Here is a 13,572-nt window from a genome sequence, read left to right as displayed (position 1 = left end):
TACAAATTGAACAGATTGATAACCTGTTCAATTTGTATTTCCTTTTTCCAGTAGGTACAGAAAAGGATATTTGTTTACTATTGAATCAATTTCTTCAGCATTCCCTCGAAAATAAATCCATGAAACGGTAAAACAGAATACCAGTATAATTTTCCCCAAATTCCTTTTGGTCTGAAAGTCGCCGCTTGATACAAAGTATTTCCGATAATTTTAAATTCTAACCAAGCTTCACCTGGTAATTTCATTTCGGCAAATAAGATTAGTTTTCCCTCTTCTTTATTGGCATACAAAACGCGCCAAAAATCTAAGGCATCACCAGAATGAATGTCATGACGATTCGTTCGTCCTCTTCGGGAACCCACGCCACCGTATAATTTGTCAATAAAACCACGTAAATCCCACAACCAATCACCATAATACCAACCTGTATCGCCACCGATGGACCAAATTCTGTTGATGGTAAAATCTCGATCTATGATTTCCATTTTACGTCGGTCGATAAAGCAATCTTTTTTTGGAACTTTTAAATATTCTGACAAATTGCTGCTAAAGCGTCCGCTGACTAAAGAATCTTTCCAGCTCGAAGCAACCTTATCTTCGTCTACTTTTATCAAAGCACGGGAAAGCGCTTGTTTGTATGTCATAGGCGAAACATTTAGCAAAGTATTGATTTTGTTATCACTGCAAACCACTTCTACTTTCATACTACTGACTAGTGCTGATGCGAGTCTATATGATGTTGAGGTTACAAAATACAACCAATACGAGGATAATTTTGGGGTCATGATAGGAACAGTAAAAATCCATCGCTTTAGTTTTTTGGCCTCCGCAAATCCCAAAAGCATTTCTTTGTACGTTAAAATATCTGGTCCGCCAATATCAAAACTCTGATCGTAAGTAAGCGGATTTAATAAAGATTTGGATAAAAAATCAAGAACATCAGGAATTGCAATTGGCTGGCATTTTGTGTTAAGCCACTTTGGAGTAATCATGATGGGCAATTTATTCACTAAATCCCGAATGATTTCGAACGAGGCACTTCCAGAACCCACAATAATTCCCGCTCTTAATGTTGTTGTGGCAAACGTTCCAATATTTAAAATTTCTTCTACTTTTTTCCTCGATGATAAATGTTTGGACAGCGATTTATCATTGATGATTCCGCTCAAATAAATAACTTGTTTTGCTTTGGTTTCATTCAATCGTTGCACAAAATTCAATGCTGACAAGCTTTCTAATTCATCAAAATTAGTTGCCGTTCCTGACATGGAATGAATCAGATAATAAGCTGCGTCAATTGTGTCTGGAATGGCTGTCAATGTTTCTTGTTTGAGAAAATCAACTTCAATTACGGTTATACTTTTTTGAAATTCAATTGGACAATAAAACCTATTTTTATCCCTTACACAACAGATTATTTCATGTCCTTGTGCCACCAACAAAGGCAAAAGTCGTTTCCCGATATAACCTGTTGCACCTGTTAAGAGAATTTTCACGGTTTTGTATTTAAATGATAAAAATTAACTCAGTTTATTAGAAACTAAACTGATAAATTCTTTTCTGGTTTTGTCTTTTTCGAAAGCTCCTGTAAAGGAAGAAGTCGTGGTAACTGAATTTTGTTTTTGAATTCCTCGCATTTGCATACACATGTGTTGGGCTTCAATTACAACCGCTACACCAAGTGGATTCAAAGCATCTTGAATACAATTTTTAATCTGGTCTGTCAATCGTTCCTGTACTTGCATTCTTCTGGCAAAAGCATCTACCACTCTAGGTATTTTACTTAAACCTACAATTTTACCATTTGGAATATAAGCCACGTGTGCTTTTCCAAAAAATGGCAACATATGATGTTCACACATAGAGTATACCTCGATGTCTTTTACCACAATCATTTGTTGATGGTCTTCTGTAAACATCGCTGATTTTAATATCTCTAATGGATCTAATCCGTAACCATGAGTTAAATACTGCATGGCTTTGGCTACACGTTCTGGTGTTTTTTCAAGACCTTCACGAGTAACATCTTCCCCTAAATTTTCAATGATTACTCTATAATTATCTGCTAAAGCTTCTGTTATTTCAGTATCGTATTGTTCAATTTTCTCGTAACTTTTCATTTCTTTTATCATGGTATGCTGTCTTTCAATTTAAATTTGGCTAATTATTTTATTGGATGTTTTTAATTTTTTTAGTAAACCATTAAAAGATTAAGAAAAGTTAAGTACTCTTTCTAAATATACTTAATTTCTTAATGGTTTAAAACTTATTTTCTAAGATGATAAATAACGACTTCTTTAAATTTTAAAAGTCACTATTCCGTAATCCATCTCAAATATCTGACCTGAGATTGATTTAGCATTTTCAGAAATCAGGAAGTTTGCCATATTTGCCACTTCTTCCGGTTTCAAATAACCTTTCATCGGATGGCGTTCCACCATGTTTTCTTTCATTCGATCATTTCTTAAAATTCCTGCTGAAAGTGATGTTTCAGTAATCGTGGGAGCAATGGCATTGATGCGTACTACCGAAGCTAATTCTGCTCCCAACGATTTTACTAATCCTTCAATACCTGCTTTTGCGGTAGCAATACTAGCATGAAACGGCATTCCTAATTTTGTGGCTACGGTGCTAAACAAAACAATCGATGGATTAGTTCCCTTTTTTAAAACAGGTAAATATTTCTGGATGGCCTTTACAGCGCCAATGACATTAATTTCAAAATCAGTTCTGAAATCATCGATACTAAGACTTCCTATTGGTTTCAAATTGATGGAACCCGGACAGTAAATCAAGGTGTCGATGGCTTCAATTTCTGGAAGTGCATCCTGCAAGACATCTGCAGAAAAGTGTTTCAGGTTGGGATGTGTGATGTCTGGAGCATTTCTACTGATGTTGTAGACTATGTTTGTTTCTAATTGTTGCAACAAAATAGCACTACCAATTCCTTTACTACCACCAATGATTACTATGTTTTTCATTTTTTATATATATTGTTATTTTAACAGATTACTGTTCGCTGAACACTAATTTTTATCGTTTGGAAATCTTGTTGTTGTTAATTTGTCTTTGCATCGTACATTTAAAACGTCCTTCTCGAAAATCCCTCAATTTTTCATGTTTTGTTTTGCGGCCTTGCACTCTTTCGCGCCACATTCTAAAACTCGAAGGTTTCATTTCGTTGCGCATCAAGTCGATAACCTCTTGTTCCTTTAATCCAAATTGCATTAAAATCGCATCAAAAGTGGTTCGGTCTTCCCATGCCATTTCTATGATTCGGTCTTTGTCTAAATCAGTAAGTTCTTTTTTTACAGTCACGATGTTTTATTTATTTGAAATTGCTATTTTTTTAGATTACTATTGAAAAATTATTCACTGTCGCCAATATCGGCCATGGTGTGTAATTTTAATATGCGTGAACTTTCCTCTTTTACCAATGGATTTTTCTTCATTTTCCATAAAAAATCACTGGCAAATTTCCTCGTTCGTTCCATATTTACAATTGGTTTCGGATAGCTGGTACCTATTTCGAAATCATTAAATTTTTGATCTAAATACGTCATTTTATAAGGTTCATGTACAAATCCTCTAGGCAAATTGCGTAATTCGGGCACCCACTTTTTTATAAATTCACCGTCAGGATCGTGTTCGTAACTGTTCTTTATTGGATTATATATACGTAACATATTGATTCCGGTTTCACCAGCCTGCATTTGTAACTGGGGAAAATGTATTCCAGGCTCAAAATCAAGGAACATTTGTGATAAATGTTGTGTTGCTTCCTGCCAAGGCTGCCATAAATTATGTGTAAAAAACGATACTAGCATTGCACGCATTCTAAAGTTCAAATAACCGGTTTCATTCAAGCAACGCATGGAAGCATCGATTAATGGAAATCCCGTTTTTCCCGTTTTCCAAGCTTCAATATAATTTTCATTGACTTTCTTTTTCAACGAATGAAAGCCTTTGTTAACACTTTCAAACTCCATAATTTCTTCCATCTCAAATTTTTGAATGAAATGTGCCTGCCAAGTCAGTCTGGATATAAAAGAATCAATTTGCTTTTTATGGCTACATGTCAGTCTGAACGTGGCTGCTTTTTGCAAAACTTGTCTTGATGATAAATTTCCCCAAGCAATGTATGGTGATAATCTACTGCAGCTTTTTCTAGCCAATAAAGGTTTCGAAATATGCGAGCTATAATTGTGATAGCGTTCCTCAAAGAAGTTTTGCAGATATTTTCCAGCCATCGTACTGCCGCCTTTTTGAAAAATAGTATCCGGAACAGTTTCTAAATTCGTCTTTTCTAATGTTTTTTCAAGTTCAATTATTGCTTCTGTATTCAGGAAGTTTTCTGATTTAGAATCAAAAATAAATTGGGGTTCATTCATGTATTTTTCCCACTTTGAAACCCAATTAGTTCTGTTTCTTAACGCTCTGAAAATTCCGTTATTTGTGTTTTCAACCCAATTGATTTGATTGTTTTTACAAAACCGTTTGAAAGTTTTATCTCTTTCGTAAGTAATTTTTAAACCAGTTTCCTGATGCGAAAAAACGGTTTCAATTTTGTATGTTTCCTCAAGTATATTGAAAACTTGAAGTACCTCTGACGATACCGCTAATACCTGTGTATTGGATTGTTCCAGTTGTTTATTGATATCTACAAGTGATTGCTTGATGAAATTCCAATGTCTCGAGCTGTAATGGGAATCATTTTCTAAGGATTTTTCGAATACATAAAGCAACAAAGTAGGAGTATTAGTTTTTAGGGCATTAAAAATCGCTTCGTTATCCTGTAAACGAAGGTCTCTTTTAAACCAAACGACATTTATATGTTTCTTATTTGTATTCATTTATTTTTAAAATAATTGTTGTTGCAGCCATAATCTCTGAAATTTTGATTGTCCGTCGTAATTCTCCGCTTGTAATTTAATATTGAATTTTCGATCTCTGGGGTCATTACCAACTCCTGAAACATACATCCAATTTCCGTAATTGCTGTGAACATCATAATCAATGAGCATAGCCTCAAAATAGGCAGCTCCAATGCGCCAGTCTAACAACAGATTCTTTGCAAAATAAGAACCTACATTTTGTCTGCCGCGATTGCTCATCCAGCCTGTTTGTTGCAATTCAATCATATTGGCATTGACAAAAGGCTCTTCAGTTGTGCCGTTAATCCAATTTTTTATCGATAATGGATTGTTTTTCCAATCGTATTTTTTGTCTAAAATCCCTCCAATTTTAAAAATCGAATCTCCGTTTTTCATCGAAACGTATTTAAAATAATCCCTCCAAATGAGTTCGAAAATCAACCAATATGTAGAATCATTTTTCCCAATTTGTTGTTCATATTTTACAATTTCCCAATAAATGGTCTTCGCCGAAATTGAACCATTGGCCAACCAAGGAGAAAATTTTGAACTAAATTCAGTGCCGATTAATCCGTTGCGAGTCAATTTATAAACACTTAGTTTTTTGGTCTCCCAAAAATAATGCTCCAACCTTTGTAACGCTTCATTTTCACCACCACGAAAAGGAAAAGCTGTTCTAGAATCTATTTGAAAGTCAGTAAATCCTAATGTTTCCATCGTAGGAATTACAGTTTCATTTGCGATCCAATTTTCTTCAGGCATCTGTTGAACTGAAAATTCAGGTACGACTTTCGTAGACTTTTCACATTGATTTCTGAATTGTGTAAAAACATTTGGAATCTTTTCAATCGCAAACGGTATCGTATCCGGATGAAATAAAAACTGATTATAAGTAGCTTTAAACGCTATTGAACCCGGAACTTTAGATTTGATATTCTTCAAAACTTCCATTTCTTCACTCGTCCATTCTTCTTGAAAATAAACATAGCTGATTTCATTTTGAGCAATAATTTCCGGAATAATATCTTCTGGTTTTTGGTGATACACCAAAAGTGGAATATTTAATTTTCCCAGATTTTGTTTCAATGCTGTTACCGATTCAATTAGGAATTTAGTTCTAAATTTCTCGGTTTTTTTAAATCCACAACGTGTGTTTTCAAAATGCCTTGGGTCAAAACAATAAATAGCAATTATGCTATCATTTTCTTTTATAGCATTCGACAGCGATTCGTTATCATGTACTCTCAAATCATTTCTAAACCAGACTAACCCTTTTTGTTTCTTTTGCATTTCTCGCTACAATATTTTACTTCGTCCCAAACTTTCTCCCATTTTTTCCGCCAACTAAAAGGTCGGCTGCAAACCAAACACATTTTTGAAGGCAGATTTCCCTTTTTCACTAGTTGTATTTTTGATATTCATTGACAACGATTTTCGCTTTCAAATCAAACATTAAATTATACAACCCAAAGAACGTTCTGTTCATGTAAATGAAATGTTTAGAACCTCGATTGCCATTCATTTTTCTAAGATTGGTGTCTTTTGAAAATCGTTCTCCCAATTGTGCTATGCTTTCAAAAAATGCTGCATCTGAGAAATCAAAAGTTTCAGTTTGGAAAGGTTGTGTGAACAACGATAATAAATCATAAAACATTCGAGTAAAATAGTCCACTTCCTCTTTGGAATCATCTACTCTAAGGATTTCTAATTCGAATAATTTCTGACTAAAAAGTTTTTTGTTATCAATCACTTCTTTGTTTATTAATTCGAAATAAGGAATGTAGAAATCGTTAGGAATTAGTTTCATACAGCCAAAATCTAATGCTACCAACTGATTTTTATCGTTTACTAAGAAATTTCCCGGATGCGGATCAGCATGTACTTTTTTAAGGATATGAATCTGATACATGTAGAAATCCCACAATGCTTGACCGATTTTATTTGCGATTTCCTGATTGTCATTCTTATTTGTAAACTCCGAAAGGTGAATTCCTGCCATCCAATCCATCGTGATAATCTTCTCTGATGAATATTCAGAATAGTAGTTTGGGAAAACCAGATTTTCAATATTTTTACAGGCTTCAACAACTTCTTGACTTTGTTTTAATTCTAATAAATAATTGGTTTCCTCAATCAATTTGTCCTCCACTTCCTTGAAATATTTATCAGAGTCTTTCCCTTGAAGGTTAAACATTCTGATTGCAATGGGTTTTACCAAAGCCAAATCAGATGAAATACTATTGGCTACACCAGGATATTGAATTTTTACAGCCAGTTTTTTTCCGTCTTTTATCGCAACATGAACTTGTCCTATACTTGCGGCGTTTACAGAGTTAGCGTTGAATTCATCAAAAATGTCATACGGTGTTTTACCAAAATTTGCTTTGAACGTTTTTAATACTAATGGAGCCGAAAGTGGCGGAACAGAAAACTGTGAAAGTGAAAATTTTTCTACATAAGCCTGTGGCAAAAAACTTTTGTCCATGCTTAACATTTGCGCGACTTTGAGCGCACTACCTTTTAAACTTTTTAGTCCGTCATAAATATCTTCGGCATTATCTTCGTTGAGTTTATCACGAGTCAAATCAGAATTAACAATTTTTTCTCCGTAATATTTAAGGTAGTTTACACCTACTTTCGCACCGGTTTGCACTAGTTTTGTAGCCCTTTCAATTTTTGAAGTAGGGATATAGTCTATCGTTTTCATTACTTATTGTATATTTTTTCTTTGAAAATAAATTTTCCAAAGTCTATTAAGCTGTCAAGCGGAGTGATGTTCATTAATTCAAAAGAGGCTTTCACTGATTTCTCAATATAGATGTCTGTTTTCTCAAAAGCTGGAGAAGAATCATCCAGCCAGAATTTCAACGTCAATAAAAGTTGAATCCATGAGGTTTCCTGAAATGCTTTCTCTTGAAAATTCTGAAATTTTTCTTGTTGTGTTCTAAATTCATCTGAGATTATTTCGATAAGATAATTTTTGAAACTATTTCTAAGTTCAGAAAGTTGCATCAATTTTTTTAATTGATTGTTGTGTTCTTTTAAAACGAGCAGGACATAGCTTCTGTTAGCAGTTAGGATTTCAAAAAAAGTAAAATAGAAACTTAGCATTTTACTTTTCATGTCATACATCTCGTATTCCTTGTTTTTATTCAGTAATTCTACTGTTTTTTCTAAAAACATTTTAAAAATCTCTTTCTCGATAGTTTCTGTAGTTCCAAAAAACGCATAGAATTCAGATTCCGTAAAATCATTTATTTTTGCAAAATGATATACTGATTTCGGTTTTTCACTATGATCAAGTACATAATTCATGTACATTGAAACTATTTTGTCCTTTGTTAGTACTGTTTTTTTAGCAGCCATTTTTAGTGTATTTCAAATTAAAGTATAAAGATATGAAATGTTTAACTATATATTAATAAAGTTAAACAAAATTTAATATAATTTTATACCATTATAAATCATTAGCTTTACACTATTATGAAAAAAAATGTTTTAATAAGCGGCGGTTCGGGATTTATCGGGAGCCATTTAACGGACTTATTAATTGCAAATGGCTATTCAGTTTCTATATTAAGTAGAAGTGAAAAACAAAATAAAGCTGACATTTTCTATTACCAATGGGATGTCGCAAATCAGACTATTGAAGAAAGTGCCGTTTTAAATGCGGATTATATCATTCACTTAGCAGGTGAAAATATTGCTGAGAAAAGATGGACAGCAAAACGAAAAGCGGCTATTATTGATAGTAGGGAGAAATCGACTCAGTTGTTATATTCTGTTTTAAAAAAGAACAATAAAAAGCTAGATGCTTTTATTTCGGCTTCCGCTGTAGGAATTTATGGTGCAGTGAATGGCGAAGAGATTTGTTATGAAAACTCACCTTATGCGAATGATTTTCTGGGGTATACCTGCCAGAAATGGGAAGATGCCTTGGATTTTATTGAGAACTTAAACATTCGTACCGTAAAAATCCGTACTGGATTAGTTTTAGGAAAAAATGATGGTTTTTTGAAAAAACTTATTCCGTTATTTAAGTTTAGATTAGGTTCTGCACTTGGTTCCGGAAAGCAATACATGCCATGGATTCATGTTGATGATTTGTGCAACATCTATCTTCAAGCGGTTTTAAATCCTAATATGGAGGGTGCTTATAACGCAGCCATTAATGATATTACGACTAATACTATTTTTTCTAAAACATTAGCACGTATTTTTGGGTATTCTGTTTGGTTACCTAATGTTCCTACTTTTGTATTAAAGTTAGTTATGGGGGAAATGGCCCTAATTGTACTCACCGGAAGAAGAGTGTCATCTGATAAAATCGAACAAACTGGTTTTAAATTTAAATTTAAAAATCTCGAAGAAGCATTAAGGAATTGTTTAGCAAAATAGAATTATTTCAAGACACAAATGAGTTGTGTGTTTACGTTTTTGGATATTTTGGTGCGAACAATAAAAGGTATATCAATTTTAAAATCATCCGTATTTAAAGGAAATTCAGAATGAAGTTCAATCCCTTTGCCCACTTTTTTCATAGTTCCATTAATCACTATTTTTTTAGTTCGCCCGCGTATCGTTATTTTACCGGTTATTTGATATTGATTCAAATCTGAATTGATGTTTTTTAAATCAAATTTTTCAATTCTGCCTTTAAAAACGGCTCTAGGAAATCGTTTGCTTTCCATGTAGTTTTCATTAAAATGTTCTTCCATCAAGCTTCTTTGAAATTTGAAATCTTTGATGTTCATCCAACAAGCAATTTGTCCCGTTTTAGTTATCAAAATACAGGTTGTTTTGTCATTACTTGCTTTTACTTCTTCAAATAAAGGAATTGAAGCCTCAAAATGTATGATAGCTCCATAAGTCACCATTTTATCTTGTGCCAAAGATTTAATTGCAATAATGAGTAGTACTATTAGAGTAATTTTTTTCATAATGATTTATGAATTAAATTACTTAAAGTTACGAAATTAACCGATGAAATAAAAGTATTAACCGGTTGAAAAAATGACCGAATCAGTTAATTTTTCATGATTTTTTTAATCAGAAATTAAAGTATAATCAAGAATGTAATATTCGTAGAAAAGTGTTTTTTTACAAAAGTGTTAGTTATCGATTAGTGTAATTATAATTCTAGCTTTATGTTGTATTTTTTTAAGCTTTCTAATGATTCCTTGGAGGTGTAATCAAACTTCTCTTCGTGTAGGTCTTTTTCTTTTTTTAAGGCAATTTGTTTGATGCAATTGCAAAAACGGCGTACTTCATTCATATTAGATAAAATCAACCCGGGAACAAGCATGCTGTTTCCTTCTTTGTCCTTGGCTACCATCGTAAAATAAGAAGAATTACAATGTTTGATTTTTCCCGTTTGAATATTTTCGGCCTCAACCCGAATGCCTATAATCATAGAACTTTTTCCTACGTAGTTCACACAGGCTTTCATCGTAACCAGTTCGCCAACTTCAATTGGTTTGAGGAAATTGACCGTATCAACAGATGCTGTCACACAATAATTCCCTGAAAATTTTGATGCACAGGCAAATGCAATCTGATCTAATAACGATAAAATATAACCGCCATGAATCTTACCGCTAAAATTAGTGTGTGACGGCAACATCAATTCTGAAATTCGAATATTTGAGGACGCAACGGTTTTAAAAGTACGGTTCATTTATTTTATTTTAAAAGGAGAATTTACTTTTTTGACTTCTGTAATAAAATAATGTGTATCACCCCACCAAGGAAATGTTCTGTAACGTTCTACATAATTAACTTGTACATATTGTCCTTCGAATTCTTGTAAGTCAGTAATTACTTTTTCCTCACTGTCCAATACCGAAAAAGAGAAAATTTGTGCTCCGGAAATCCCTTGACTGATTTCGCCTTCCCATGTTTTGAATGCAACTCCTTTACGGCTCACTTTTATTAATTCTCCTGAACGTACCCCTTCGCTATACGTGGCAGTGTATAAAAAAGCAAAATAACCGGCAACTGATACTACAAGTATTAAAGTTATAACCATTAAAAATTTTCTCATTTTTGTTTAGTTTAAAAGTTGATTTTCGTCTTTTTCTGCTCTATTTAATATACTTTCCGGAAGCGCTTTTTTCGCTTTGGCTCCCATTTTTTTCAATTTCTCCACACTCACAATCAGGTTTCCTTTTCCTTCTACGAGTTTATTCATAGCACCGCTGTATTCTGTTTTGCTTTCGTCTATTTTCTTTCCAATTCGGATTAAATCCCCAACAAAACCTTCAAATTTGTCATACAAAGCACCAGCTTGACGTGCAATTTCAAGTGCGTTTTCCTGCTGCTTTTGGTTGGTCCACATGCTGTCAATCGTTCGCAAAGTAGCTAATAAAGTCGCCGGAGTAACAATAACTATGTTTTTCTCGAAAGCTTTGTTGTACAAACTTGTATCCTCGTTCAGAGCCATTGCAAAAGCAGGCTCTATTGGAATAAATAACAATACAAAATCAGGGCTTTCTATTTGATATAAATCTTGGTAGTTTTTATTGCCTAATTGTTCTACGTGGCGTTTGATGGAGTTAACGTGTTCTTTTAAAAATCCAACTTTTACATCGTCATCTTCTTCATTGATGTATTTTTCATAAGCGGTCAAAGAAACTTTAGAATCGACAATCATCTTTTTACCGTCCGGCAGATTGATGACAACGTCCGGAAAAACACGATTTCCATCTTCGGTAGTGAACGCTTGTTGGACTTCATATTCACGGCCTTTCTCTAATCCTGATTTTTCAAGAACGCGTTCCAAAACCAATTCGCCCCAATTTCCCTGCATCTTACTGTCGCCTTTCAAAGCTTTCGTCAAGTTGAGGGTTTCCTTGCTCATTTGGATATTCATTTCTCGTAACCCCAGAATCTGTTGGCGCAAAGCGGCATGGTAATCGATGCTTTCTTTGTGGGTGTCTTCGACTTTCTTTTCGAACAAATGAATTTTATCCTGCAAAGGCGTCAAGATGTTTTTCATGTTTTCCTTGTTCTGTTCCGTAAATTTATTGGATTTTTCGTCTAATATTTTGTTGGCGAGATTTTCAAATTCCTTGGTGAATTTTTCCTGTAATTTCTCTACTTCTTCTTTTTGTTCTTTGTTGCGTTCCCAAAGATTCTCAAAATCAACTTCTTTCTTAGAAAGCTGAATCGCCAGACTGTCTTTTTCACTTCGAATGCTTTCTTTCTCGGAATTTGCATTTTCTAATTGCTTTTCAAAAGTTGTTTTATCAATAACAATCTGCTCTTTTAGTTGGTTGAATTGGGAAGTAAAAGCAATTAGTTTTTCTTCTAAACTGATTTTTTCCGATTGGAATCGGGCGGAGAAAATGAGTTTGCCAATAAAAATACCAATAGCGAGAGCAACGATGAAAATCAATAAAAACGGAAGTATATTTGACATAAAATTTCTTTTTGTAAGTTTGTAAAAATAAACAAAAGTTTCCTTCTTTCCTTTCGGAAATCAAAATAGTATCTCAAGTTTTAGCATTCATGGATTTGCAAAATTAGTTGCCAATTAATTTTTATACTTTAAAAAATATGCAGGATAAATCTTTAAAATTGAATTCTCGTTTTTTTGCAATTATTGCTATTGTCGGTTGGTTTGCGGTTGTATTACAATTGTACCTTATCATTATCAATCGGGTGGTGTCACTTTCGGAAACGATTGTTCGTTTTTTTAGTTTTTTCACGATTCAATCGAATATTTTAGTGGCAGTTTGTTTTACTTTTCTTTGGCTAAAGCCAAAATCCAAATGGGGATTATTTTTTTCGAAACCTAAAAACACAACAGCAATTACGTTATACATTACCATTGTTGGACTTGTTTACAATGCAATTCTTAGATTTTTATGGGTGCCTACGGGTTCTCAAAAAGTAGTGGATGAGTTGTTGCATCTGGTTATTCCAATTTTGGTTTTAGTATATTGGATTCTATTTGTACCTAAGAAAACATTGGAATTCAAAAACATCTTTCCGTGGTTGATTTTCCCTGCGGTGTATTTGGTTTACACGTTAATTCGGGGCGCTTTTTTTAGTTTTTATCCCTATCCATTTATAGATGTGATACTTTTGGGTTATGATAAAGTATTGCTTAACAGCTTTTTTATGTTGTTGGCTTTTCTTTTTTTTGGTACTTTATTCATTGGTATTGGGAAATTAAGAAGTAATACTTTAGAATAGAAAATGAAAAAGGCCAATAGGAATTAGATTCGTATTGGCCTTTTTTAAATAAAATCAATTGTTATTCATCCAGTTTTATATTTCCTCGGTCTTCCTTATTATCCGGATGGGAATTTGGATAACGGTTTGGAATGATATCCGAGTTATGATCTTTATTTTCGACCATTTTTTTAGCTTGTTCTTCAGAGACATTTGCAATATCAGAACTTAAATTTATAGGAGTGCTATCCTCATTTTGTTCTAAAGTTCCGTCTATATTCCGTGCTCTTTGGACAATTTTTTGATTTCCATGACTATCAGTTTCTACTTCTGATTTTAAATGTGATACTTCAGGATTCGTATTTTGGGCTAGATTCTGACCGCTAAATCCTTCGTTTATATTTTGTTTATTATTTGTTTTTTTTGAACCTAAATCGTTGCTTTCCATACTCTTTAATTTTAAAGCTAATACTGTTAGCTTCTATAAGATTACGTCTTTTAAACGAAGGAATTCAATCAT

At 33.4% G+C, this 13,572-nt stretch carries 16 protein-coding genes; 2 read left to right on the top strand and 14 right to left on the bottom strand.

Annotated elements, in window-relative coordinates; all coding sequences use genetic code 11:
* Positions 1 to 77: 77 nt before the first annotated feature.
* From QLS65_RS14820 to QLS65_RS14780, 9 genes are all read right to left on the bottom strand, one after another.
* Positions 78 to 1,496 (bottom strand): SDR family oxidoreductase, encoded by a 1,419-nt coding sequence (locus QLS65_RS14820; protein ID WP_282711409.1) that lies wholly within the window; start codon positions 1,494 to 1,496, stop codon positions 78 to 80.
* 24 nt (positions 1,497 to 1,520) lie between these two features.
* Positions 1,521 to 2,132 carry a GTP cyclohydrolase I FolE gene (gene folE / locus QLS65_RS14815; protein WP_233550004.1) on the bottom strand — a complete coding sequence of 204 codons (612 nt, stop codon included), beginning with the start codon at positions 2,130 to 2,132 and terminating at the stop codon, positions 1,521 to 1,523.
* A gap of 165 nt (positions 2,133 to 2,297) precedes the next feature.
* Positions 2,298 to 2,981: an SDR family NAD(P)-dependent oxidoreductase gene (locus QLS65_RS14810; protein ID WP_282718528.1), complete on the bottom strand. Its 684-nt coding sequence runs from the start codon at positions 2,979 to 2,981 to the stop codon at positions 2,298 to 2,300.
* Positions 2,982 to 3,033: 52 nt separating this feature from the next.
* Positions 3,034 to 3,318, bottom strand: coding sequence for a TIGR03643 family protein (locus QLS65_RS14805; RefSeq protein WP_282711406.1), 285 nt, complete (start codon positions 3,316 to 3,318; stop codon positions 3,034 to 3,036).
* 50 nt (positions 3,319 to 3,368) lie between these two features.
* Positions 3,369 to 4,853 carry a cryptochrome/deoxyribodipyrimidine photo-lyase family protein gene (locus tag QLS65_RS14800; RefSeq protein ID WP_282711404.1) on the bottom strand — a complete coding sequence of 495 codons (1,485 nt, stop codon included), beginning with the start codon at positions 4,851 to 4,853 and terminating at the stop codon, positions 3,369 to 3,371.
* A 6-nt stretch (positions 4,854 to 4,859) separates the two neighbouring features.
* Positions 4,860 to 6,164 carry a DASH family cryptochrome gene (locus QLS65_RS14795; RefSeq protein WP_282718527.1) on the bottom strand — a complete coding sequence of 435 codons (1,305 nt, stop codon included), beginning with the start codon at positions 6,162 to 6,164 and terminating at the stop codon, positions 4,860 to 4,862.
* Positions 6,140 to 6,274: a DUF2256 domain-containing protein gene (locus QLS65_RS14790; RefSeq protein ID WP_282711402.1), complete on the bottom strand. Its 135-nt coding sequence runs from the start codon at positions 6,272 to 6,274 to the stop codon at positions 6,140 to 6,142. Before QLS65_RS14790 ends, QLS65_RS14795 begins: the two co-directional genes overlap by 25 nt.
* Positions 6,274 to 7,581, bottom strand: a complete 1,308-nt coding sequence (locus QLS65_RS14785; protein WP_282718526.1) for an ABC1 kinase family protein — start codon at positions 7,579 to 7,581, stop codon at positions 6,274 to 6,276. Before QLS65_RS14785 ends, QLS65_RS14790 begins: the two co-directional genes overlap by 1 nt.
* The gene (locus QLS65_RS14780) at positions 7,581 to 8,240 is read right to left on the bottom strand and encodes a TetR family transcriptional regulator C-terminal domain-containing protein (protein WP_282718525.1); all 660 of its coding nucleotides are present in this window, start codon (positions 8,238 to 8,240) and stop codon (positions 7,581 to 7,583) included. The genes QLS65_RS14785 and QLS65_RS14780 overlap by 1 nt, the downstream gene beginning before the upstream one ends.
* A 117-nt stretch (positions 8,241 to 8,357) precedes the next feature.
* On the opposite strand from QLS65_RS14780, the gene QLS65_RS14775 reads away from it, so the two are divergent.
* Positions 8,358 to 9,272, top strand: coding sequence for a TIGR01777 family oxidoreductase (locus QLS65_RS14775; RefSeq protein ID WP_282711399.1), 915 nt, complete (start codon positions 8,358 to 8,360; stop codon positions 9,270 to 9,272).
* Positions 9,273 to 9,274: 2 nt separating this feature from the next.
* Here the strand turns inward: QLS65_RS14775 and QLS65_RS14770 are convergent, their stop codons facing one another.
* The 4 genes from QLS65_RS14770 to QLS65_RS14755 all read right to left on the bottom strand — a co-directional run bounded on the left by QLS65_RS14770 (position 9,275) and on the right by QLS65_RS14755 (position 12,294).
* On the bottom strand, positions 9,275 to 9,814 hold the full coding sequence (locus tag QLS65_RS14770; protein WP_282711397.1) for a YceI family protein: 540 nt from the start codon (positions 9,812 to 9,814) through the stop codon (positions 9,275 to 9,277).
* 191 nt (positions 9,815 to 10,005) lie between these two features.
* The gene (locus tag QLS65_RS14765) at positions 10,006 to 10,551 is read right to left on the bottom strand and encodes an acyl-CoA thioesterase (RefSeq protein ID WP_282711395.1); all 546 of its coding nucleotides are present in this window, start codon (positions 10,549 to 10,551) and stop codon (positions 10,006 to 10,008) included.
* The gene (locus QLS65_RS14760) at positions 10,552 to 10,917 is read right to left on the bottom strand and encodes a 6-phosphogluconate dehydrogenase (protein WP_282711394.1); all 366 of its coding nucleotides are present in this window, start codon (positions 10,915 to 10,917) and stop codon (positions 10,552 to 10,554) included. It lies immediately after the preceding gene.
* 6 nt (positions 10,918 to 10,923) lie between these two features.
* Complete coding sequence (locus QLS65_RS14755) at positions 10,924 to 12,294, bottom strand: DNA recombination protein RmuC (protein WP_282718524.1); 1,371 nt, start codon at positions 12,292 to 12,294, stop codon at positions 10,924 to 10,926.
* A gap of 137 nt (positions 12,295 to 12,431) precedes the next feature.
* On the opposite strand from QLS65_RS14755, the gene QLS65_RS14750 reads away from it, so the two are divergent.
* Complete coding sequence (locus tag QLS65_RS14750; protein WP_282718523.1) at positions 12,432 to 13,073, top strand: Pr6Pr family membrane protein; 642 nt, start codon at positions 12,432 to 12,434, stop codon at positions 13,071 to 13,073.
* Between the two features lie 61 nt (positions 13,074 to 13,134).
* On the opposite strand, the gene QLS65_RS14745 is transcribed toward QLS65_RS14750, so the two are convergent.
* Positions 13,135 to 13,500 (bottom strand): hypothetical protein, encoded by a 366-nt coding sequence (locus QLS65_RS14745; protein ID WP_282718522.1) that lies wholly within the window; start codon positions 13,498 to 13,500, stop codon positions 13,135 to 13,137.
* Positions 13,501 to 13,572 lie beyond the last annotated feature (72 nt).

Origin of the sequence: Flavobacterium algoritolerans (genome assembly GCF_030010385.1) — a bacterium.
Lineage (GTDB): Bacteria > Bacteroidota > Bacteroidia > Flavobacteriales > Flavobacteriaceae > Flavobacterium > Flavobacterium algoritolerans.
Note: the sequence above shows the minus strand (reverse complement) of the source record. Positions and strands in the feature narration are given on the sequence as shown.